Annotated in this window: 14 protein-coding genes; 9 read left to right on the forward strand and 5 right to left on the reverse strand. The window is 40.0% G+C overall.

Annotation, left to right across the window (positions count from 1 at the left end; all coding sequences use genetic code 11):
• Nucleotides 1-1,086: 1,086 nt before the first annotated feature.
• The 4 genes from BMX11_RS22900 to asnS all read left to right on the forward strand — a co-directional run bounded on the left by BMX11_RS22900 (nt 1,087) and on the right by asnS (nt 6,123).
• The gene (locus tag BMX11_RS22900; RefSeq protein ID WP_090889537.1) at nt 1,087-2,535 is read left to right on the forward strand and encodes a circularly permuted type 2 ATP-grasp protein; all 1,449 of its coding nucleotides are present in this window, start codon (nt 1,087-1,089) and stop codon (nt 2,533-2,535) included.
• Between the two features lie 9 nt (nt 2,536-2,544).
• Nucleotides 2,545-3,480, forward strand: coding sequence for an alpha-E domain-containing protein (locus BMX11_RS22905; protein ID WP_090889540.1), 936 nt, complete (start codon nt 2,545-2,547; stop codon nt 3,478-3,480).
• A gap of 42 nt (nt 3,481-3,522) precedes the next feature.
• On the forward strand, nt 3,523-4,509 hold the full coding sequence (locus BMX11_RS22910) for a transglutaminase family protein (RefSeq protein ID WP_090889543.1): 987 nt from the start codon (nt 3,523-3,525) through the stop codon (nt 4,507-4,509).
• 165 nt (nt 4,510-4,674) lie between these two features.
• Entirely contained in the window at nt 4,675-6,123 is a 1,449-nt protein-coding gene (gene asnS / locus BMX11_RS22915) for an asparagine--tRNA ligase (protein WP_090889546.1), read from the forward strand.
• Nucleotides 6,124-6,227: 104 nt separating this feature from the next.
• On the opposite strand, the gene BMX11_RS22920 is transcribed toward asnS, so the two are convergent.
• Nucleotides 6,228-7,889: an FMN-binding glutamate synthase family protein gene (locus BMX11_RS22920; protein WP_090889549.1), complete on the reverse strand. Its 1,662-nt coding sequence runs from the start codon at nt 7,887-7,889 to the stop codon at nt 6,228-6,230.
• Nucleotides 7,890-7,961: 72 nt separating this feature from the next.
• Between BMX11_RS22920 and BMX11_RS22925 the strand changes: the two genes are divergently transcribed.
• The 4 genes from BMX11_RS22925 (at nt 7,962) to nhaA (ending at nt 16,350) form a co-directional block, all read left to right on the forward strand.
• A complete protein-coding gene (locus BMX11_RS22925; RefSeq protein ID WP_090889552.1) occupies nt 7,962-8,582 on the forward strand; it encodes an L-threonylcarbamoyladenylate synthase in 621 nt (206 codons plus the stop codon).
• A gap of 508 nt (nt 8,583-9,090) precedes the next feature.
• On the forward strand, nt 9,091-14,154 hold the full coding sequence (locus tag BMX11_RS22930; protein WP_090889555.1) for a lamin tail domain-containing protein: 5,064 nt from the start codon (nt 9,091-9,093) through the stop codon (nt 14,152-14,154).
• A 4-nt stretch (nt 14,155-14,158) separates the two neighbouring features.
• On the forward strand, nt 14,159-15,082 hold the full coding sequence (locus tag BMX11_RS22935) for a PorP/SprF family type IX secretion system membrane protein (protein ID WP_175474652.1): 924 nt from the start codon (nt 14,159-14,161) through the stop codon (nt 15,080-15,082).
• Between the two features lie 116 nt (nt 15,083-15,198).
• A complete protein-coding gene (gene nhaA, locus BMX11_RS22940) occupies nt 15,199-16,350 on the forward strand; it encodes a Na+/H+ antiporter NhaA (protein ID WP_090889558.1) in 1,152 nt (383 codons plus the stop codon).
• A 119-nt stretch (nt 16,351-16,469) separates the two neighbouring features.
• Here nhaA and BMX11_RS22945 read toward each other — a convergent pair whose 3' ends face one another.
• The 4 genes from BMX11_RS22945 to BMX11_RS22960 all read right to left on the reverse strand — a co-directional run bounded on the left by BMX11_RS22945 (nt 16,470) and on the right by BMX11_RS22960 (nt 22,942).
• Nucleotides 16,470-17,879 carry a TolC family protein gene (locus BMX11_RS22945; protein WP_090889560.1) on the reverse strand — a complete coding sequence of 470 codons (1,410 nt, stop codon included), beginning with the start codon at nt 17,877-17,879 and terminating at the stop codon, nt 16,470-16,472.
• On the reverse strand, nt 17,866-21,051 hold the full coding sequence (locus BMX11_RS22950; protein ID WP_090889563.1) for an efflux RND transporter permease subunit: 3,186 nt from the start codon (nt 21,049-21,051) through the stop codon (nt 17,866-17,868). The genes BMX11_RS22945 and BMX11_RS22950 overlap by 14 nt, the downstream gene beginning before the upstream one ends.
• A 10-nt stretch (nt 21,052-21,061) precedes the next feature.
• Nucleotides 21,062-22,264, reverse strand: a complete 1,203-nt coding sequence (locus BMX11_RS22955; protein WP_090889565.1) for an efflux RND transporter periplasmic adaptor subunit — start codon at nt 22,262-22,264, stop codon at nt 21,062-21,064.
• A 72-nt stretch (nt 22,265-22,336) separates the two neighbouring features.
• Nucleotides 22,337-22,942: a TetR/AcrR family transcriptional regulator gene (locus BMX11_RS22960; protein WP_090889567.1), complete on the reverse strand. Its 606-nt coding sequence runs from the start codon at nt 22,940-22,942 to the stop codon at nt 22,337-22,339.
• 177 nt (nt 22,943-23,119) lie between these two features.
• Here BMX11_RS22960 and BMX11_RS22965 point away from each other — a divergent pair, with 177 nt between their 5' ends.
• Nucleotides 23,120-23,590 (forward strand): GNAT family N-acetyltransferase, encoded by a 471-nt coding sequence (locus tag BMX11_RS22965; protein WP_090889570.1) that lies wholly within the window; start codon nt 23,120-23,122, stop codon nt 23,588-23,590.
• The last annotated feature ends 251 nt before the right edge of the window (nt 23,591-23,841 follow it).

The following is a 23,841-nucleotide window of genomic DNA, read 5'->3' on the forward strand; positions in this document are numbered from 1 at the left end:
AGGATTAGGGATTCTGCCCCGTAACACACAACCCGCAACACATTTAACCGCAGAGGACGCAGAGAAAAGGCACAGAGAACGCAGAGTTGGGTGTAAGTACTCCTTGCTCATAAGCCACACACATTCACCACAAAGGACACAAAGATCGCTTTGCGATTAATAAGAGGACACTAAGGTGATATTTTGAAACCTCATGACCTCCAAGCTCCCCTACTTTTCAGGGAGGGATATGTAGGCTTGTGTAGTGGTGGGGACACAGGGCACGTAACACATTCAACCGCCTTAAACGTCTCAGGCATCTAAGCAAAATATAAAACAAATGTTCTTCCGTGTATTCCGTGCTTCCGTGGCAACTTTTTACTTATGAGGATTAGGCATACCTCCGCAACACATTCAACCACCTTAGGCGTCTCAGGCATCTAAGCAAAACATAAAATATATGTCTTCCGTGTATTCGGTGCTTCCGTGGCAACATTTTAATTGTGAGGGTTAGACATCCTGCTCCACAACACACCACCCGTGATACATTTAAAATAAAAAAAGTACACTGAGGTTAGGCATCCTGCCCCGTAACACATAACACACACCCCGCAACACATTGAACCACCTTAAACGCCTCAGGCATCTAAGCAAAATATAAAACAAATGTTCTTCCGTGTATTCCGTGTTTCCGTGGCAACATTTTAATTGTGAGGGTTAAACATCCTGTTCATTATCATGCAACCAGCGATACATTTAAAATAAAAAAGCCTCCTAAAAGGAAGCTTTTTAAGTTTAGGTTGGTTTGGTTTATGTTGATTATGAATAAGTCTTAAGATTTTTATAAAAAAGCGCCGTTACCAGCGCTCTTTTTAAACCAAATATATAATAATAATTAACGAGCATTACAAAAGTACAAAATTTATCGTTATCAGAAAGTATTTTTGATAAAAAAATTAAAATATTTCAATAAAAAACACAAAATACCACCAAAACAATAGTTAAAAACAAAAAATAATATTAAAAACGGCTTTTATTATATTTTTTATCATACAAAAAATAGTTTTTTAAGTTAAAAATCATAATTTAAAGAAATTTTAAAGCAAAATGATAGATAGTTTTATTAAAAACTACCTCAATCATCCCCAAATTTACGATGAAATGTTTCTTAAGAGTAATAATTATCGCGATCATTACCAGAATTTCATTAAAAAATTCTCTAAAGAGTCTTTAGAAAATCTAAACAAGAAAGAAGAACTGGCACGAAAACTTTTCATGAGCCAGGGAATTACCTTTACTGTTTATGATAGTGGCGAGGGTATCGAAAAAATATTTCCTTTTGATATTATCCCCAGAATTATAACTGCCAGTGAATGGTCTTTTATAGAAAAGGGAATCAAACAGCGTCTTAAAGCACTGAACCTTTTTCTGAAAGATGTTTACAGCAATCAGTTCATCCTCAAAGATCAGATTGTTCCCATCCATGTCATCTATTCGTGTCCACATTTTTTAAGAGAGATGCATAATGTGAATGTGCTACATGATATTTATATACATATAGCGGGAATCGACCTGATTAGAGATCATGACGGAACTTTCTACGTACTGGAAGATAACCTCCGAACGCCTTCAGGCGTAAGTTACATGCTCGAAAACAGAGAAATTACGAAAAGGCTTTTTCCAGACCTTATCCCACAATGCAGCGTTAGAAGTGTTACCGAATACCCTGCCATACTTTACAAGAACTTAATGGCTTTGTCGCCCAGAGCCGTATCCAACCCTACTATTGTATTGCTAAGTCCGGGCATGTATAATTCTGCCTATTACGAGCACACTACATTAGCCCGTTTAATGGGGGTAGAATTGGTTGAAGGACGTGATTTAGTGGTAAAAAACCAGAAAGTTTTCATGAAAACCACCACCGGACTTCAGCAGGTAGATGTTATTTACCGGAGAGTAGACGATGACTATATTGATCCACTGGTATTTAATCCAAGTAGCGTATTAGGTGTTGCAGGGATTATGGGCGCTTATCGCAAAGGCAATGTAGCCATTGTAAATGCTGTTGGAAATGGTGTTGCAGACGACAAAGCCGTATACACCTACGTACCCGATATGATTCGGTATTACCTAAACGAAGAACCTATCTTAAAGAATGTTCCCACCTATCAATTGAGCAATCCTGAAGAACTGGAATATGTTTTCGCCAACATCAATAAAATGGTCATTAAAAAAACCAATGGAAGTGGTGGCTATGGCATGCTGATGGGGCATGCGGCTTCTGAACAGGAAACGGAAGAATATAAATTAGAAATACTTAAAGACCCCCGTAATTTTATTGCCCAACCCACCATTAGCCTATCCTCTGCCCCGTGCTTTATTAATGGGCAGCTCGCTCCCCGCAGAATCGATCTTCGCCCGTTTGCCTTAAATGGCCCTGAGGGGATATCGATTGTACCAGGCGGCTTAACGCGTGTAGCTTTAAAAGAAGGCTCACTAGTGGTAAACAGCTCGCAAGGTGGTGGCAGTAAGGATACTTGGGTTTTAACTTCTTAGAATAAAAATATGTTAAGTAGAGTGGCATCTAGCCTGTATTGGCTAAGCAGATATGTTGAGCGTAGCGACGGTATGCTACGCATGTTAAAAATAAATTACGCTTCATCACAAGATACGATACAGGAATTTACCTGGAAACCTATTATCAGAATATTTTCTGCAGATGATGAGCCAGAACTATTAAAGATCCAGCATGATAGCAGAGCTGTAATCGAATACCTATTGTTCAATAAGGATAATCCAAACTCCATCTTGAACATCATTACTTTAGCGAGAGAAAATGCCAGAAGCGTACAGGAGCATATCCCGAAAGATTTATGGCAATGCTTAAACGAGTATTACCACACCATGAAGGATGAAAAAACCCTTTGGTATGTTCAAAAAGACGACCCCATAACCGCTTTAGATATCCTCATCAAACAGGTAATGCTTTACCATGGAACAGCAGACAGCGCTATGGAGCGTGGCGAAAGCCGAAGTTTTATGAAAATAGGTAAACATCTGGAACGGAGTATTCAATCTATTGATATTTTAGATATTAAATTCAGTTCTATAAGCAGCAATCCCGATTTACTAACGGATATTGCTTACTGGAAGCATCTTTTACTTTCGCTAGGTGGATATGAATTATATTTAAAAACCTATCGGCAGGGATTCGACGCTAAAAACATCATAGAACTGGTGATGCTGAACAATGACTTTCCAAGATCAGCACTATATTCCATGAATAATATTGAACGTTATTTTATCCGCTTAAAAAGCGAAAACAACCTGGAACACTACAACAACCTTTCTTTTAAAATTGGAAGATTAAAAAGTATGATTACTTATAGTTCGGTGAATACGATGGCCGAAGAAGAACTCCACAGATACCTCACTGAAATCCGGTCAGAGCTCTATGGAATCGGCAATCTATTGAATGAATATTACTTTGCCAACTCATAAGCAGGTATCCAGACAAACTCATTAATAATATATAACAGCGCCATGCCCATATTTAAAATAAAACATATCACCAACTATAAATACGAAACGCCTGTTCGCGACAGCGCGAATCAGATTATTCTTTTCCCTATTAAGGATGACTATCAAAAAGTAATTAAACATGATCTCAATATCTCCGGCAGTCCGGAGATTGAGATTTTTATTGATTATTACGGAAACGAATTTGGCACCTTTACACAAAATGAACCCCATACCCAACTGAAAATCTTTTCAAAAGTAAGCGTAGAAACATTTCAAAAACCCCTTCCCCAGGATGATATGTTCAGCAGTGAGCAATGGAATAGCTTACAATCTATTCGGTATGAAGTACCTTTTATCGATTACCTGCGGCAGGAAGGATTCAAAGGTATTGATCAGCTTAGGGAAACGGCTCTAAATATTAAAGTTACCGATGACACGCCATACCAAACCGCGATAAAATATTGCGCCTATGTATTTAACAGCTTCGAGTACATTAAGGGAATTACTGCTGTTGACACCACAATTGATGAAATATTATCTTTAAAAGCGGGTGTTTGTCAGGATTTCGCACACATCTTAACCGCTATGCTTAGATTAACTGGCATTCCGGCGAGATACGTTAGCGGTTATATTTGTCCGAATAAAGACGGTATGCGAGGTGAAGGTGCTACACATGCCTGGGCGGAGGCTTACTTACCGGAGTATGGCTGGCTGGGTTTAGACCCTACCAATAACTGCATAGCCAATGAAAACCATGTGAGATTGGCGGTAGGCCGTAATTTTGCAGATTGTTCTCCTGTAAAAGGGGTATACAAAGGAGGTTTTGAACACATACTGGAGGTAAATGTTTCTGTAGGATATAACGATGATGATTTCAATGACAACGATAACTATTTTAAACCAACAGAAGTAAATTACCACAAACCCTCAACTCCAACGCCCCATGCAGGATCAAGAAATAGCTACCAGCAATACATGGAAGCTATTCAGCAACAACAGCAGCAGTAGCAATAGTTGGCAGTTTTCAGTTGGAAGTTTTCAGTTGGAAGTTTCGACTAATCATTCCAAAGTTCTGCTGGTAGTTGTTGGATTTTCGGAGGGTTATTTAAAATCGAAAACTGCCGACTGAATTGTTTATTTTTTCCTAAATTTGCGGCTTTTACAATTAATAATATGATTAAGAGACAGCAAATTAAAGATTTATTAAAATCGACTGCATTTAGCACAGAAGTAACGGTTATGGGATGGGTTAAGACTTTCCGTAATAATCAGTTTATCGCTTTAAATGATGGGTCTTGCATGAGCAATATCCAGGTTGTGGTTGATTTCAATAATTTACCTGAAGAGCTGTTAAAAAGAATCACCACTGGCGCAGCTATTTCTGCAACAGGACAATTAGTAGAATCGTTAGGAAAAGGACAATCAGTAGAAATTAAAGCGACCACGGTAGAAATTTTAGGTGATAGTGATCCTGAAAAATTCCCTTTACAACCTAAAAAACACAGTTTAGAGTTTTTACGTGAAATTGCACACTTGCGTTTCCGCACCAATACCTTTAATGCCGTTTTCAAAGTAAGACATGCTTTGGCCTTTGCCATTCATCAGTTTTACAACGAGCGTGGATTTGTTTACATGCACACACCTGTTATCACAGCAAGCGACGCAGAGGGTGCCGGGGAAATGTTTAAAGTAACCGCATTAGATTTTGACAACACTCCTCGTACTGAAGATGGTAAAGTTGATTATTCGGCAGATTTTTTCGGTCGTGCGACTAACTTAACCGTTTCCGGTCAATTGGAAGGCGAGTTGGCTGCAATGGCTTTTGGACAGATTTATACTTTCGGACCTACTTTTAGGGCTGAAAACTCTAACACAACCCGCCACCTGGCTGAGTTCTGGATGATTGAACCTGAAGTTGCTTTTGCAGATTTAGAAGACAACATGCAACTGGCCGAGGACATGATGAAGTATGTGATTAAATATGCTTTGGATAACTGTAAAGAGGAATTAGAATTTTTAAACAGCCGTTTAGCTGAAGAAGACAAGCAAAAACCTCAAAATGAGCGTAGCGAATTTACTTTATTAGAGAAATTGGATTTTTGCTTAGCGAATGATTTTGAGCGTTTAACTTATACAGAGGCAATCAGAATCTTAAAATCATCTAAACCTAACCAGAAGAAACAATTTAAATATTTAATTGACGAGTGGGGAGCTGATTTACAAAGTGAGCACGAGCGTTACTTAGTAGAAAAACACTTTAAAAAACCGGTGATTTTAACTGACTACCCGGCAGATATTAAATCTTTCTACATGCGCCAGAATGAACCAGATGCAGAAGGCAGAAAAACTGTTGCAGCAATGGATATTTTGTTTCCTGGTATTGGAGAAATGATTGGTGGTTCGCAACGTGAAGAGCGTTTAGACCGCTTAACCAAGAGAATGGATGATTTAGGTATTCCGCAGGATGAATTGTGGTGGTATTTAGATACCCGTAGATTTGGTTCTGCACCGCACTCAGGTTTTGGACTAGGCTTTGAACGTTTAGTTTTGTTCGTTACCGGAATGACCAATATCAGAGATGTAATTGCTTTCCCTCGTTACCCTAAGAACGCAGAGTTTTAAATACAAGGGTCTTTTTAAACGGCTCAACTAAAGAAAAAGCCATCTAAGATAATTTTAGATGGCTTTTTTTTACATGACTTTATCCTTTCGAAATATACTATCAACTATTGTCCTTCCTCGTGTATAGAATCTACATAAGGATTGGCATGCGCATAATCAATAGCCGAAACTTTATAATCGGTTGGCGCAAAACTTTCTGCGGTACTTAAAGCCATTCCCAATTCAAAACGCACAGGATAAGGTGTTTTAAGCAAACTCCCTGCCGGGATATAAGGGAAACTCTCTAAATAAGATTGCATTACACTCGGGCTCAACCTCCTGTTGATATACGCACGGCTTAATTGGTTTGGCTCTCTTAATCCAGCTGCGCCCAAAAGCTCTACTGCACTGGCTACGGTTAAATTATGAAAGTTCTTCACCCTAACCCTTTTATCTTCCACAACCAAGCCTTTCATCAAGCTTGGGTCTTGCGTAGCCACACCTGTTGGGCAAGTATTGCTATTGCATTCTAAAGCTTGAATACAACCCAGGGCAAACATCATTCCACGGGCCGCATTACACATATCTGCTCCAAGCGCTATATTTTTAACCAAGTCGAATCCGGTAGCCACTTTACCAGAAGCAATAATTTTAATGTGTTTTTTGAGGTCAAAACCTACCAGAACATCATACACAAAGGCCACCGCTTCACGCAAAGGCATCCCTACCGAATTCGAGAATTCCTGTGGTGCAGCACCGGTACCTCCCTCGCCCCCATCAACAGTAATAAAATCCGGATAGATTTTGGTCTCAATCATCGCTTTACAAATCGCATAAAATTCAGATCTCCTCCCTATACAAAGTTTAAAACCAACTGGTTTACCATCAGACAGATCTCTTAATTTCTTTACGAATTGCAACAACTCTATTGGGGTAGAGAAAACAGAATGTGCAGGAGGCGAAAGCACATCTTTTCCTTCGGGCACTAAACGGATACGCGCTACTTCAGGCGTTACCTTTTTAGCGGGAAGCATCCCTCCATGACCAGGTTTCGCACCTTGCGATAACTTAACCTCTACCATTTTCACCTGATCGGTTTTAGCCCTTTCAGCGTAAGCATCATAATTGAATGTTCCATCGGCATTTCTACAGCCAAAATACCCAGTTCCAATTTGCCATATCAAATCTCCTCCCGGCTGACGGTGATAGTCGCTAATTCCCCCTTCTCCTGTATTGTGTGCAAAATTTCCCAATTTAGCTCCACCATTTAAAGCTAAAATGGCATTTTGACTTAATGAACCGAAGCTCATCGCCGAAATGTTATAAATACTTGCAGAATAGGGCTGTTTACAATCGGGCCCACCTACGAGTACACGGGGATCCGCATTTAGCTCATGATGAGAGATTGCCGCAATACTGTGGCTCAACCATTCGTAGCCATTATCATATACATTAAGCTGCGTTCCAAAAGGAATGGTATCATTATCTAGTTTCGCTCGTTGATAAATCAATGAACGGTTTAATCTGTTATAAGGCGTTCCATTGGTATCACTTTCAACGAAATATTGATAAACCTTTGGTCTTAAATCTTCCATAAAATACCGTAACCGACCAAATACCGGGTAATTACGCACGATACTGTGTTTAGGCTGCGTTAAATCATAAATACCTAAAATAACAATTGGACCAGTAAAAATAAATAACCACCACAAGGGTGGATAAGTAAGACCCAACATAATGGTTAGGGCAACTAAAAATGCGGCAATGGCGATGAAAGCTTTTCTCATGTTCTGTTAGTTAATACTACAAAGATTACGGATTATTAAACAACTGACATCATATTTTTGTTATTTTTACCTATGCTAATTAAGATTTATCCTGAGAATCCGAATGAACGTGCCATTGAACAAGTGGTTGAAGTGCTTAAAAAAGGCGGTTTAGTGATCTACCCTACCGACACCATTTATGGTTTAGGCTGCGATATCACCAATCCGAAGGCCATAGAAAAAATCTGTCGCATTCGCGGGATCAAACCCGAAAAAGCTAATTTTTCTTTCATTTGCCATGATTTGAAGCATATCTCCGATTACATCAAGCCTATAGACAACACCACATTCAGGGTAATCAAAAAAGCTTTACCCGGTCCTTTTACTTTTATATTCAATGCCAACAATAATGTTCCGAAGCTCTTAAGTTCGAACAAAAAAACGGTGGGTATAAGGGTGCCCGACAATAATATTGCCAGATGCATTGTTAAAGAATTGGGTAATCCAATACTCTCAACTTCCATTAAAGATGATGATGAATTAGTGGAATACTCTACTGATCCGGAATTGATCCACGAAAAATATGAAAATCTGGTAGACCTCGTCATTGATGGTGGCTATGGAGATAATGAAGCTTCGACAGTAATTGATTGCACCAATGGCGAGTTTGAAATTATTCGTGAGGGCAAGGGAAATATTGAAGAATATCTTTAGTAAACCCATGGTCTGTGACACACAGACCATATCAGGTTACCTGATAAAAGCTATTACAATTATTGTTACTGGTCCGTGAGTCACGGACCAAGGGTAAACATTCCCACCGCGCATTACTGGTCCGTGGGACACGGACCAGGGGGACCATATCAGGTTAACTAATAAATAAAAGCTATTACAATTATTGTTACTGGTCCGTGAGTCACTGACCAAGGGTAAACATTCCCACCGCGCATTACTGGTCCGTGGGACACGGACCAGGGGGACCACAACAGGTTAACTAATAAATAAAAGCTATTACAATTATTGTTACTGGTCCGTGAGTCACTGACCAGGGGTAAACATTCCCACCGCGCATTACTGGTCCGTGGGACACGGACCAGGGGGCGAACAACGATACAAACCCCTATTTATTACCTATATTTTTCCACATTCCATCAAATTAACATTAAGTTAATCTGAAAATCAGGTTTTTGCATATACATTTGTCTCAAACATAACAGATTATATGAAAAGACATCTACTTCTCATTCTATTTTTCTTCGTTTCCCATCAACTTTTCGCTCAAATAGCTTCGTGGGATTTCACAGGACAAAATCAAGTAGCCACTTTAACTGCAAACAGTTTCGATCCTGGTTTAACCGCGGCCCCGGTATTAAGTCGTGGTAGCAGTGCAGGTGCCAGCGCAGGTGCAAACTCGTTTAGAACAACTGGTTTTCAAAATAATGGAATTGCATTAACCAATACCGATTATTTCGAAGTTTCATTTACCGCTTCAACAGGTAAGAAAATTTCCTTATCTGCTATTGATGCAAAATTTGCAGGCACAGCAAGCTTTTATGCAGCACCTGGTGTAAGTTCTCAATTTGCCTATAGCTTAGATGGAACTAACTTTACATTGATTGGAAGCCCTTCAATGATTTTAGCTGCCACACTTACCTCGGCTCCAAGCATCAGCTTAAGTGGTATCGCAGCATTGCAAAATGTTCCAGAAGGTACCACCATTACATTAAGGTATTATGCCAGCGGACAAACAACTACTGGGGGCTGGGGCTTTAACTCCGCTGCAGCAGGCACAAATGGCTTGGTGATTAGCGGAACCCTGGCCAATGCAAACGCTACTCAACCCTCGCTTAGCACCACTTCTGGCAGTTTAGATTTCGGTAGCCAAACGATTGGAACCACTTCTGTTTCACAATCTTACACCCTAAGTGCAACAAACTTAAGCAATAGTGTGAATTTAACTACCAGCGCACCATTTTCGATTTCTAAAGACAATACAACTTTTAGTACATCGATCACTTACACCGCTGCAGAACTAGCCAGTAGCAAAACCGTTTACGCACGCTTCAATCCCACTACACCAACAAGCTCAAGTGATAATATTTTACATGTGAGTACCGGCGCTTCTAATATAAATGTAGCGCTAACCGGGACAGGCATCACTCCTCCTGCCCATGTAGTTATTTCTGAAGTTTACGGAGGTGGCGGCAACTCTGGCGCAACCTTTAAAAATGATTTTATCGAATTATACAACCCAACCAATGCTGCTGTTGATTTAACAGGCTGGTCTGTCCAATATGCGAGTGCAACAGGAACTACCTGGCAAAAAACGGACTTAACCGGCAGTATCCCTGCAAAAGGTTTTTATTTAATTCAGCAAGCTGTAGGTGCAGGAGGAACAGTTAATCTGCCTACACCAGATGCGATTGGTACGCTAGCACTTTCGGGAACAACCGGTAAAGTAATTTTAAGTAACTCCAATGTTGCTTTAACAGGGGCAAATCCTGCAACATCAGCAATAATAGATAAAGTTGGTTTCGGTCCAACCGCTACAGGTTTTGAAACAGCACCAACACCACTTATTTCTAATACCACGTCCATTGAAAGAAAAGCAACCGCTACTTCAACAGCAACAACATTAGCAGTGGGCGGATCGGAAGAATTTGCAGGAAATGGTTATGATAGCGATAATAACAGTACTGATTTTGTAGTTACAGCACCCAATCCGCAAAATAGTAGTATAAAAGAACCAGCGGGAGTAAATCATCTGGTTATCTCTGAAGTTTATGGAGGTGGTGGTAACTCCGGTTCTGTTTACAGAAATGATTTTATTGAAATCTACAATCCGACTACTGCCACCGTTAATTTAACGGGATGGTCTGTGCAATATGCCAGTGCAACCGGAACCTCCTGGCAAGTAACGCCGTTATCTGGTAGCATTGCCCCTAAAAGTTTTTACCTGGTTCAACAAGGGGCTGGAACAGCTGGAACTACCGACCTGCCAGCACCAGACAAGATTGGAACAATTTCAATGGCAGCAGGTGCAGGTAAAGTTTTACTGGCCAATGTAGCTACGGCACAAACGGGTACATTACCTACAGGAACACAAATTATTGATTTGGTTGGATACGGAACCACGGCTATCGGATTTGAAGGTTCCGGTCCTGCACCTGTTCCTTCAGCAACTATATCCGTTGAACGTAAGGCAAGCGCAACATCAACAGCTACTACTTTGGGAGTTGGTGGAACAGAAGAATTTGCCGGAAACGGTTACGATACCGATGATAATGCCGCAGATTTCGTTAGTAAAATCGCTAATCCACAAAACTCATCCATTACCGAGCCTGTTTCAACCACAGGACCGTTCTTAAAAGTAACATCAATCGCTTTGGCTTTTAATAATCAAGCGATCAATACCACATCTACTGCAAAAACTTATGTTTTATCGGGAGGTAATTTAACTGCGGCAACTACTTTGTCCGTAACCGGTCCGTTCACGATTTCGAAAGATAATGTAACGTACTCTGTTTCGCTTAGCTATACCGCGACAGATTTAACTACAAATCAAACTGTTTATGTAAAGTTTAATCCTACTGTTAAAGGCAACATAACCGGGGCTATTCTACACTCCAGTACAGGGGCAACAGCCGTAAGTTTAGCTTTATCAGGCCCTGCTATTGATCCGAATCAGACGGCTTTCAACTTTGAAAACTGCACAACGGTTGGTAGTTCGGCCTTATCAGATGGTTTTTATCAATATAGTGTAACTGGTGCGCAAACCTGGGGATGTACTACAACTTTTGGGCACGATGCCAATGATGCAACGGGAGCAGGAAGTGCCGGAAATGCATTGCAGATTAATGGTTTTTCGAGTGGTAACATCCAAAATGAAGACTGGTTAATTTCTCCGGCTTTGAATTTAGCCAGTATGAATTATGCCATTCTTTCTTTCTGGACCAGATCGGCATTTGCCGGAGATAAATTACAGTTAAAGATCTCTACTAACTATACTGGCTCAGGAGATCCTGCTTTAGCAACCTGGACAAACATCGACGGAAAGTTTCCGGAAACAGCCAGTGACAAATGGACAAAATCAGATAACATAGACCTAAGCGCTTACAAAGCCACCCCCGTTTATATTGCCATAGTTTACCAATCAACTACCAGTGCTGCAAGTCGTTGGACAGTAGATGATTTCGAGGTTAGAAATTCAAGTACCCCTCCTGCCGTAGATATCACGGTATCACCATCCAGCATCAATTTTGGTTTCCAAGCCGTAAATACCACTTCGGCCGAAAGTAACTTCGGTTTTTCAGCAGGTAACCTAACCGGCGATGTTACGCTAACAGCCCCGGCAAACTTTAGCATCTCCAAAACGAGTGGAGGTACCTTTACCAATACATTAACCTATGCCAAGGCAGATATTAACAATACTTCTCCTAAGGTATATGCCAAATTTAGTCCTTCAACCGTTAACACTACCTTCACAGGCAATGTAACCATTTCAACATCTGGTTCAGCCAATAAAACGGTTGCCCTTTCTGGTAATACTTTCGATGTTGCCAATACACTCGAAGTAGTAAACTGGAATATAGAATGGTTTGGAAGCCCGGCTCAGGATCCTTCCAATGATGCTTTGCAAGCTACCAACGTGAGCACAATCGTTAACAACCTTAAAGCAGATATTTATGGTTTTGCTGAGGTTGTAGATACTACGTTATTTAGAAATACGGTTCTTCCGGCAGGATATGGTGTTGTATTTAGTGAATTCGGTTCCTATGCAGATGATAAGGCCGACATCGACTATCCTTTATCGCAAAAGTTGGCTTTCATGTATCGCACGGATCTCATTAAACCCATTAAAACACTTGGAATTTTAAGAGATACCTACAACCCTGCGATACCTGCCACAGCTGCAGACGGCACACCTTATAAAAACTGGTCGTCGGGGCGCTTCCCTTATATGTTACAAGCAGAAGTGAAGATCAATAATAAAGTGGATACGGTTTACTTTATTGAGATCCACGCTAAAGCCAATACAGGTACGCCAGCAGAACAGGTAGATTCTTACAACAGAAGAAAAGGTGGTAACCTACAAATGAAAAACTGGATAGACGCTAACCTCGCGGGCAAAAAAGTGATCATCCTTGGCGATTTTAATGATGTACTCGATGCAGATAAAACCATAGCGCCAATGCCGGCAGGAACTGGAACCTCTTATTCAGATTTCACCAAAGATGTTACCAATTATTTCCCGATTACATTACCCTTGAGTTTAGCAGGAAAGCAATCAACTGCGGGTTTTAATACCGTAATTGACAACGTGATTATTTCTAAAGACCTAAATAAGAACTATATCCCGGCATCAGCTGAGGTTTTGGATGCCGTTAAAAACCTGGTTACCAATTATAGTTCTACCACAACAGATCATTATCCAATTAAATCAAGATATTTATTTGGTAATGGCGCACCAACTTTAGCCAATATAGCGAGTCAAACCATCTGTTATACAACTACCAATCAAACAGTTGCCATAACCGGAATTTCGGCAGGTCCGGAAAGCACACAAACCACTACACTTAGTGTAACTTCTGATCAACCTGACCTATTCGACAACTTATCTATTGCTGCAAATGGTACAGACAAAGGAACCATTACCTATCACTTGAAAAATAACATCAGTGCTGTTGCCAATATTACGGTAACCGTTACTGATAATGGCGGAACCGACTTTGGTGGGGTAAATACCATAAGTAAGACCTTTAAGCTTACAGTAAATGCTTTGCCGACTATCAATATCAACAGTAGCAATGGATTATCGGTTTCTAAAGGTGAAACTTTAATCCTAACTGCTTCCGGTGGCAATCAATACAGCTGGACAGGGAACGATGTAGTTAACGGGCAAAACACTGCTGCATTAACCATCAGACCTAAACAAAGCGGTATTTACAAAGTTACAGTAACCAACGCAAATGGTTGTACCACCGATCAGAGCATCAACATTACCATCATCGACGATTACAAATTAGAAGCTGGCACCGTTATTACCCCGAATGGTGATGGGATCAATGATAAATTCGTTATCAGAAACCTGGATTATTATCCAAACAATACACTTAGAATTTTTGATAAAGCAGGCAGAGTGCTCTATACCAAACAAAGCTACAGCAATGATTGGGACGGCATGATCAATGGCGGTCCATTATCAGAAGGCACATATTACTATATCCTCGATATGGGAACTGGCATTGGCACATTTAAAGGTTTCATCAACATTATTAGAGACTAATTACATGAAAATAAATATTAAACACATTAAGCAAATTAGTCGTATAACAGTCGTTTTTGCTGCATCTACCCTATTTATTAATACCGTGAAAGCGCAAATTCTTCCGCTAAATGCGCAATATTTCCAAAATCGCTACCTCGTTAACCCTTCTATGGCAGGTATAAATGAGGGATTTAACATCAACGGTGGTTTCCGGAAGCAATGGTCGAATATTCCAGGAGCACCGATTACACAAAGTATTACATTAGATCAACAGCTTAATAGAGTAGGCTGGGGCGTAAATTTTTATAACGAAAAATCGGGAGGTATTCAGCGTACCAAGGCTGTAGGAACTTTCGCTTATCACCTACCCTTAAATAACGAAGATCAGAAACTAAACTTTGGTGTTTCATTTGGCGCAAGCCAGGATCGACTGGATTTCGGGAGCGTTAAAAATAGCGACATTAACGACCCTTCTATTGCAAGGTTTAACGACAGGGGCTATTATTTCGATGGAGATTTTGGTATTTCCTATACCTCGAAAGGTTTAAGTGTAGAAGGTGCCATTCCCAATATGCGATCGGTGTTTAGAAATGACGACCAGAATTTTGCCGACAAGCCGACCTTTTATTCCGCAATAGGCTACAAATTTAATCTTAACTCAGGAATTAATGCAGTAAGTTTAGAACCTAAGGCCGTTTTTAGGGGAATAAAAAATTACGACAATTTATGGGATGCAGGAATGAATGCCAACTTTGCCAACGATAAATTATACCTCATGGCTATGTATCACAGCACGGAGAACGCTACTTTTGGCGTGGGTATGAATTATAAATCTACCTTATACTTTATGGCCTATTACAATACAGCAACATCTGCCATAAGCGGCTACACTGATGGAGATTTTGAGGTGAATATCCGCGTGAATATTGGGAAAGTGAAGAATTAAATGATTGAATGATTAAATGAGTGGATGAGAGAATGAGTGGATGAGGGAATGATTTAGCTATTGCCAGGAATATTCCATCATTCATTCATTCGAAACTCAATCCTTATCTTTACCCAATGGCTAAAATCATCAACCTCGAAGCATTTAAAAGATTTTTTCGTTCCGGACAAGTAGGCGGCTTTCTCCTATTAATTTGTGTAGCGATTTCCTTATTCATTGCAAATACTTCATCAAAAGATGGTTTTAATGCATTTTTAGAAACTAAAATTGGGTTTAGCGTTATCAACTACAGCATCATAGGCTGGATCAATGATGCCTTAATGGCGATATTTTTCCTCCTGGTAGGATTAGAAATTAAACGCGAATTGGTTGAAGGAGAACTTTCTTCTATAAAAAGTGCTTCACTCCCGGTTATAGCTGCCTTAGGTGGCATGCTGATTCCGGCATTAATCTATGCCACAATCAATAAAGGAGAAAGCACGGCCTCAGGATGGGGAATTCCGATGGCTACCGATATTGCTTTTGCCTTAGCCATCATCGCCCTGTTGGGCAAAAATGTTCCACCAAGCTTAAAGATTTTTTTAGCTGCTTTAGCCATTGTCGATGACCTGGGTGCGATTTTAGTTATAGCCATCTTCTATACCAACCAAATTCATTTTAATTACCTGCTCATGGCAGGCGGAATATTACTGGTTTTGGGTCTGATGAATTATTTCGGAGTTAAAAACCTCGTCTTTTATCTTGTTCCAGGTATATTTCTCTGGTATTTTATTCACCATTCGGGTATACATGCCACCATTGCAGGTGTATTATTGGCTTTTACCATTCCCACAAATGAAACTGATGTGGAGTCGCCGTTAGAAAAATTAGAGCATATACTTACCTTTCCTGTTAACTATCTCATCATGCCTGTTTTCGCCCTTGCCAATACCAACATCACCTTTCAAAAAGAAATGTTATCTGGATTAATCTCCCCCTTGGGTTTAGGAATTGTTATTGGTTTATTTGCCGGAAAAACATTGGGAGTAACTTGTTTTAGCTGGCTTGCAGTAAAACTGAAATGGGCAGAACTCCCCTCAGGTGCAGGTTGGAAACATATTTTGGGCCTAGGTATGCTGGCAGGAATAGGATTTACCATGTCTATTTTTATTGCTCTGCTTTCTTTCTCAGATACCCTGCATATCTCTGAAGCCAAATTCGCCATTTTAACCGCGTCAATTTTGTCGGGAATAATCGGTTTTACCTTCTTAAAATCAGTAAAAGCTTAGGCCATTAAACGAAGAAAGATGGAAGAGGGCAACGCTCATCTGTGCCATCATTCCATCCTTCCATCATTCAATTATTCAATCACTCAATCATTCAGTTATCCAATCATTCATTTACTAGCCTACTGCCAGCCACCACCTAATGAGCGGTAAAGGCCAACCACAGCATTTAACTGCTCTGTTTTGATTGCCGCTAACTCCAGTTCACTTTGTAAAAGGTTACCCTGAGCCGTAATTACTTCTAAATAACTGGCCATTCCGCTTTTAAATAGCAAACTTGCATTTTTAGTAGCCTGTTGTAAGGTTTGTGCTCTTTTCTCGGCTAGAGTATACTGACTTTTTAGCTTCTCTACCTTAGTCAATTCATCAGATACCTCTCCTACTGCATTTAAAACAGATTGTCTGAATTGAATTACCGTTTTCTCCCGATCTATTTTGGCCAATTCATAATTAGCTTTCAATTGACCGCGTTGAAAAATCGGCTGGGTAATTCCTCCTCCAACTAAGCCAAAAAGAGAGGCAGGAACATTAAACCAATTGCTGGCTTTAAATGAATTGATACCGCCGCTTGCAGTAATTACCAGCGATGGATAAAGACTAGCTTTAGCTACGCCTACTTTCGCATTGGCAACTGTTAAAGCCAATTCTGCTACTTTAATATCAGGCCTTCTGCTCAACAAGGTTGAGGGAAAGCCTGCATGTAAATCTTGCGGGATATTGATCTTATCTAACCGATTATTTCTACTAATCGCCTGGGGTAAAGTCCCAATCAAAACACTTAATGCATTTTCTTGTAAAGTTACATTTTGCTCCAGTCGAGGTACCAATTGTGCAGCAACCAGTTGTTGTGCTTCTGCCTGCTGTACGGCAAGGGAAGTTACCTGACCAGCACTAAACTGAAGATTGATAATCCGAAGGGTACTATCATTTAACTTTAAATTTTTCTGTGCAATTTCTAACTGCGCATCCATCATTAACAAATTATAATAACCTTGTGCTACGCTGGCTACCAAACGGGTTTGAATGGCCTTTCTAGCTTCCTGGGTTTGCAAATAACTGGCTAAAGCACCTGCTTTCTGGTTGCGAATCTTTCCCCAGATATCTGCTTCCCAGCTCAATCCAAGATTAGCATTATAATCTTCAATATGTTTCTGACCTGTAAACTGACTTAAACTTAATCCGTTTAAACTGTTATCAGAAGGGCGGGTGCTATTCGCAGCCACCTGTAATTTTAAATCGGGCAAATAACCCAATTTAGATTGCTTGAACAATACATCCGCAGCATCGATATTTTTCAATGCCAGCTGCATATCTACGTTCTTAACCAAGGCCGTATCTATCAAACCCTGAACCGTAGGATCGGTAATAAAAGTTTTCAGTGATAAATCTCCAACACTGGATGAATCTCTATAAATGATATTTCTAAACATTTGAGGTGCGATGCCCATAGGGGTTGCAACATCTTTAGAAACGGAACATCCACTCCAAACCAACGCCAGGAGTAAGATGGTGTATAAATTAAACGGTTTCATAAACTACATGATTAATGGGTTCTTCATGAGGAATAACCACATTGCTTTTTTTAGAAATTTTTTCTTGAAGAAACTGGAACACAATAAAGAGTACAGGAATCATAAACAAGCCCAGGATTACCCCTGAAACCATTCCTCCCGCAGCACCAATACTAATAGAATGGTTACCCTGTGCAGATGGACCAGTAGCTATGCTCATTGGAAATAACCCCACCACAAAGGCCAGAGAAGTCATGATAATTGGACGTAACCTCAATTTCGCAGCCTCTAATGCTGCTGCTACGAGTGGTTGTCCGGATCTTCTTCGCTGTGCTGCAAATTCCACAATCAGAATCGCATTTTTAGCCAATAAACCAATCAACATAATCAGTGCTACCTGTACATAAATATTATTTTCAATTCCGGTTAAGCCAATGGCGATAAATACACCGAAAATACCTGTTGGAATAGATAAAATTACGGCTAATGGTAAGATATAGCTTTCATACTGTGCGGCCAGTAAGAAGTAAATAAATACCAAACACAATAAGAAAATTACCGTTGATTGACCTCCTGAAGAAATCTCCTCTCTTGTTTGACCAGAAAATTCGTAACTATATCCTGAAGGTAAATTCTTTTCTGCTACTTCCTCGATGGCTTTAATAGCATCACCTGAACTAAAACCTGGTTTTGGAATCGCATTAACCTGAATAGAGTTAAACAGGTTATATCTCGAAGCCGTTTCCGAACCATAAATTCGGGTCAGTTTTACCAAAGTATTGATAGGCACCATATCTCCTTGTCTGTTTTTAACAAAAACGCGGTCAATAGAAGATGGATCTGCCCTATCCTGCACATCTGCCTGAACCACAACACGGTAATATTTACCAAAGCGGTTAAAATCTGATGCCTGAGCACTACCAAAATAGGTTTGCATAGTTTGCAGGATATCTCTTACATCAACGCCCAGCTGATCTGCTTTCTCATCGTTAACCTCCAATTGTAATTGCGGATAATCTGCCTTGAAACTGGTGAAGGCAACTGCAATTTCCGGACGTTTCATCAATTCTCCGATAAAGTTCTGAGAGATGCCACTGAACTTATCCAGCTTACCACCCGTTTTATCCTGGAGTACCAAATCGAGTGCTTCCACATTACTAAAGCCTGGTACTGTAGGGAAACTGAACACGAAGAAACTACCACCCGAGATTTTACTCAATTCTCCACGAACCACGTTCATGACTTCATTGATGTCTTTAACTTTCCCTCTTTCTTTTGTTGGTTTCAACAGTACGAAAACTACTGCAGAAGATGGACTTGTTGAATTGGTTAACAGGTTGAATCCTGAAATCGCCGTTACAAAACGGGAAGCATCCAATTTTTTCAAGGTCGTTTCTGCATCAGTCATTACTTTAGAAGTTCCATCCAAAGAAGTACCAGAAGGGGTATTAACAGCAATTGCGATAAAGCCCTGATCTTCTGTTGGGATAAAGCCCGATGGTGTTTTCTTCACCATCCAGATAGTCAATACTGTAATCAGTGCCAAACCACCTAAACTTACCCATTTGTGGCGCACTAAAAATTTAAGTCCGCCTACATAACGATTGGTTAAGGCATTAAAACTGCTGTTAAAGCCTCTGAAGAATTTTTGTTTAAATCCTTGTTTTTCTTCAGTTTCGTGATGACCAGCATGGTTATCTTTCAAAAACAGGGCTGCCAATGCCGGGCTCAACGTTAAAGCGTTTACCGCTGAAATCACAATCGCAATAGCCATGGTAAAAGCAAACTGCCTGTAGAACACACCCGTTGAGCCTTCCATAAAACCTACGGGCAGGAACACTGCGGCCATTACTAAGGTGATTGAAATGATGGCACCTGTAATCTCGTGCATGGCTTCTGTAGTAGCAACTTTAGGAGAGAGCTTTTTATGTTCCATCTTCGCATGTACGGCCTCTACCACCACAATCGCATCATCCACCACAATACCGATAGCCAGAATTAAAGCGAAAAGTGTTAAAAGGTTGATTGAGAAACCAAACAACTGCATAAAGAAGAAGGTACCCAAAATCGCTACCGGAACTGCAATTGCAGGAATTAATGTTGACCTAAAATCCTGAAGGAAGATAAACACCACAATAAATACCAGTATGAAGGCTTCTACCAAAGTGTGCTCAACTTGTTCAATCGACTGATCTAAAGCTATTTTAGTGCTGTAGAATATATTGTGTTTAATTCCAGAAGGGAAATCTTTAGCAGATTTCTCCATCAGTTTGTTAATGGCAATCTGAATATCATTAGAGTTTGATCCTGCTAACTGGATGATACCAATAACCACCCCTTTTTTACCATTTAAGCGGGTTAAACTGTTATAAGAATAAGCGCCTAATTCTACCCTTGCTACGTCTTTCAAACGCAATACTGATCCATCTGCATTAGAACGGATGGCAATATTTTCGTACTCTTCAGGTTTGGTCAGTTTTCCTTTATATTTAATTACATACTCAAAAACTTCCTTACTACGCTCACCAAACTTACCCGGAGCAGCTTCCAAACTTTTATCCTGTATGGCACGCATCACCTCATTAGGTGCAATTTTGTGAGTAGCCATTTGAGTTGGGTTAAGCCACACCCTCATTGAGTAATCTTTAACACCACCAAAAATACTGGCAGAACCTACACCTGGAATCCTTTTGATTTCAGGGATAATGTTGATCTGTGCATAATTGGCCACAAATGTCTGATCATATTTAGATTCATCTTCGGTATACATACCAATAGCCATGATGAAGTTATTCTGTTGCTTCGCTGTTATAATCCCTTGTTGAACTACTTCTGCTGGCAATTGACTGGTGGCCTGGGCTACCCTGTTTTGAACGTTTACCGCAGCCTGATCAGGATCAGTTCCCAATTTAAAGAATACAGTAATGGCTAACGAACCATCATTACTGGCAGTTGAGCTCATATAACTCATGTTCTCTACCCCGTTGATCGATTCTTCAATAGATGGTGCAACGGACCTTAAAACCGTTTCGGCACTCGCTCCCGGATAAACGGCCGTTACCAATACGGAGGGAGGTGCAATATCTGGAAATTGCTGTAGCGGCAATTTCGTTAAACCCAATACCCCTAGAATCACCAATAAAATGGAGATCACAGTGGCCAGTACGGGTCTTTGTATAAATATCTTAAACATGGTATTTCAATTATTTTTTAGAAATTAAGTTGGCTGCTTTGTCACTAGCCTTTTCTGGTTGGATTACCTGACCTTCCTGCAAACGATCCATTCCGCTCAACACAATTTGATCGCCGGCTTTAACACCATCTTTGATCAGGTAGTTAGTTCCGCTTTTACCAATAACAGTGATTGGCAATTTGCTCACCTTATTGTCCTTGTTCATAGCGAAAACAAAAACTTTATCCTGCATTTCTACCGTTGCAGATTGAGGAACCAAAATGGCATCATCATGTTTTAAACCCAAACGGATCTTTCCGGTATTGCCTGAACGAAGTACGCCGTTTGCATTAGGAAAACTAGCTCTTAAGGTAATAGCACCTGTATTTTTATCGAATTGACCATCAATCATATCGATTCTTCCTTTAACAGGATAAGCTGAATTGTCGGCCAGTAATAATTCTACAGCAGGAAGATTTTTGATTCTGTCTGCCGGAGTTTTTCCAGGATATTTGGAGTTGAAACTGTTGAAATCATTTTCGCCCAAAGAGAAGTAAACATGTACTTCATGGATATCAGATAACTGCGTTAATGCAGTTTGATCAGCAGGCGATACTAAGCTTCCTTGTTTTTTAGGGATGCGACCGATGTAACCACTCACGGTTGCTTTAACATTAGTATAGCCTAAATTAATCTGAGCTGATGCTACATTGGCCTTAGCTTGTTCGGCATTCGCCTGCGCGATTTTATAGGCTGCCTTTGCGGTTTTCAACTGGTAATCGGAAACTACCTTATTTTGAACCAATGGGGTTAATTTATCGATTTCCAATTGCGCATTTAAAATAGCTGCTTCTGCTGCGTGCAAGCTGGCTTTCGCATTATTTAACGCCTCACGAAAAGGATTGTCATTGATTTTGAATAAAGTTTGTCCAGCCTGAACATAGGCTCCTTCGTTAACCAAAACACTTTGCAAGTATCCGCTAACCTGTGGACGAACATCTATATCTACAGCACCTTGAATAGCTGCAGGATATTCGATAAAGGTAGTTTCGGTTTGCTCGGCAATTAAACTTACCGGAAGCACTGGTGGTGGTGGAGCTGCTGCTGCCTGTTCTTGTTTAGGCTTACAACCGTTTAATAGTATGAATAAGAGGGCGAAAATTAGAACGTATCTAACAATGATAAACTGTTTAACACTGTTAAATAACAGAAACAAGCGATGTAGAGATTTCATATGAATTAAAATTAAATTGGATTTATAGTGTATAAATTATTTAACAGTGTTAAATAATCGTTTTTAAAAAAATTAACTGTTGATCGATAAGGTAATGCCCTTGATAGCGTCCTTTAAAATCTGTTGGTTAATGTCATCAGTAGTTCTTCCATTAGGGCGAACCAGATTAATCGAAATCAAACCATGAATAATTGACCAATAGGTATAATACTTCATACAAATGTCGTCATCAGAAACAGGTTTTTTTACGAACAACGATTCTATAACTTCGGCAAGCATGTTACCTACATTTTCTGCTTCAGCTAAAGAATTCTTCACCGTGCAACAAACCATGTCGACACCATACATCAATTGGTAAAATTCTTTATTGGCAAAAGCAAAATTCCAGTAAGCAATCCACATGGCCTCCATCTTATCTGCTGGCAGTTGATGGCTATCTCTTGCTTCCCGAATATCCTTGGCTAAAATTAAGTAACCCCTTCTCGTTAGTTCCAGTAAAATTCCTTCTTTATTTGGAAAGTACTCGTAAATGATTGGGGCAGTATATTCTATCTCATCGGCAATTTTACGCATGCTCAACGACTGCCAACCTTCCTTTTGCACAATATCCAAAGCAGCATCCAGAATTTTGGTTCTGGTCTCCTCTTTTAATCGAAGAATTCTTTCTTTGCTTCCCATGACAGTTATACAGTTAAATAATCTAACACTGTTAAGCAAAGGTAGAACCAATTCATAAATTGCGAATCATTAATTTGTCATAAACATTTTATAGCTTAGGTGAATATTATCAAAAACACTTCCCAAGGATTATAAAAGCCCTTTTTGCAGCAGAAATAATTTTAAAAAAATTGTCTCATGATTTTTAGAGAAGCTAAAATTACTGACATACCAGAGATTCAGATTGTCAGACATACTGTCAAAGAAAATACCTTATCTAATCCTGCATTGGTTACGGATGCCGATTGTGAGGACTTTACAACACAGCGAGGCAAGGGTTGGGTTTGTGACATTGACGGACAAATTGTCGGTTTTTCTATTGTTGATTTAAAAGATCATAATGTTTGGGCCTTATTTTTACGACCGGAGCATGAAGGAAAAGGAATTGGTAAAACACTTCATCGTTTAATGATGGACTGGTATTTCAGTCAAACAAAAGAAATGATTTGGTTAGGTACTGCCCCCAATACCAGAGCAGAGGCTTTTTATAGTTTGCAAGGCTGGAAAAAAGTTGGCGCAGTGAATAAAGGAGAGGTTAAATTTGAAATGAGTTACGAGGATTGGAAAAAGGCATTCAGCCACGCAAACACAGAACACAGGGAAAGATGATCCAGGAGGTTTGAGAGGTAGCAACTCCCCTACTTTTTTCAAGGAGGGGGTGTGAATGGATTGTGAAGTGGCGGTGGTAGTTATTACCATGAACTTACATGCCTTAAATGGTAAAAAAAGTATCGAACTATGGAAGGAATTATCCGGTCGGTGAGACACCATAAGTGTTCGGAAGATCACTTTGGGGGAATTTTAAGTAATAAATCTACTTTATTAGGATCACCACCACATAAGGCCACAATATCTTTCAT

It is taken from the genome of Pedobacter rhizosphaerae, assembly GCF_900111155.1.
Classification (GTDB): Bacteria; Bacteroidota; Bacteroidia; order Sphingobacteriales; family Sphingobacteriaceae; genus Pedobacter; species Pedobacter rhizosphaerae.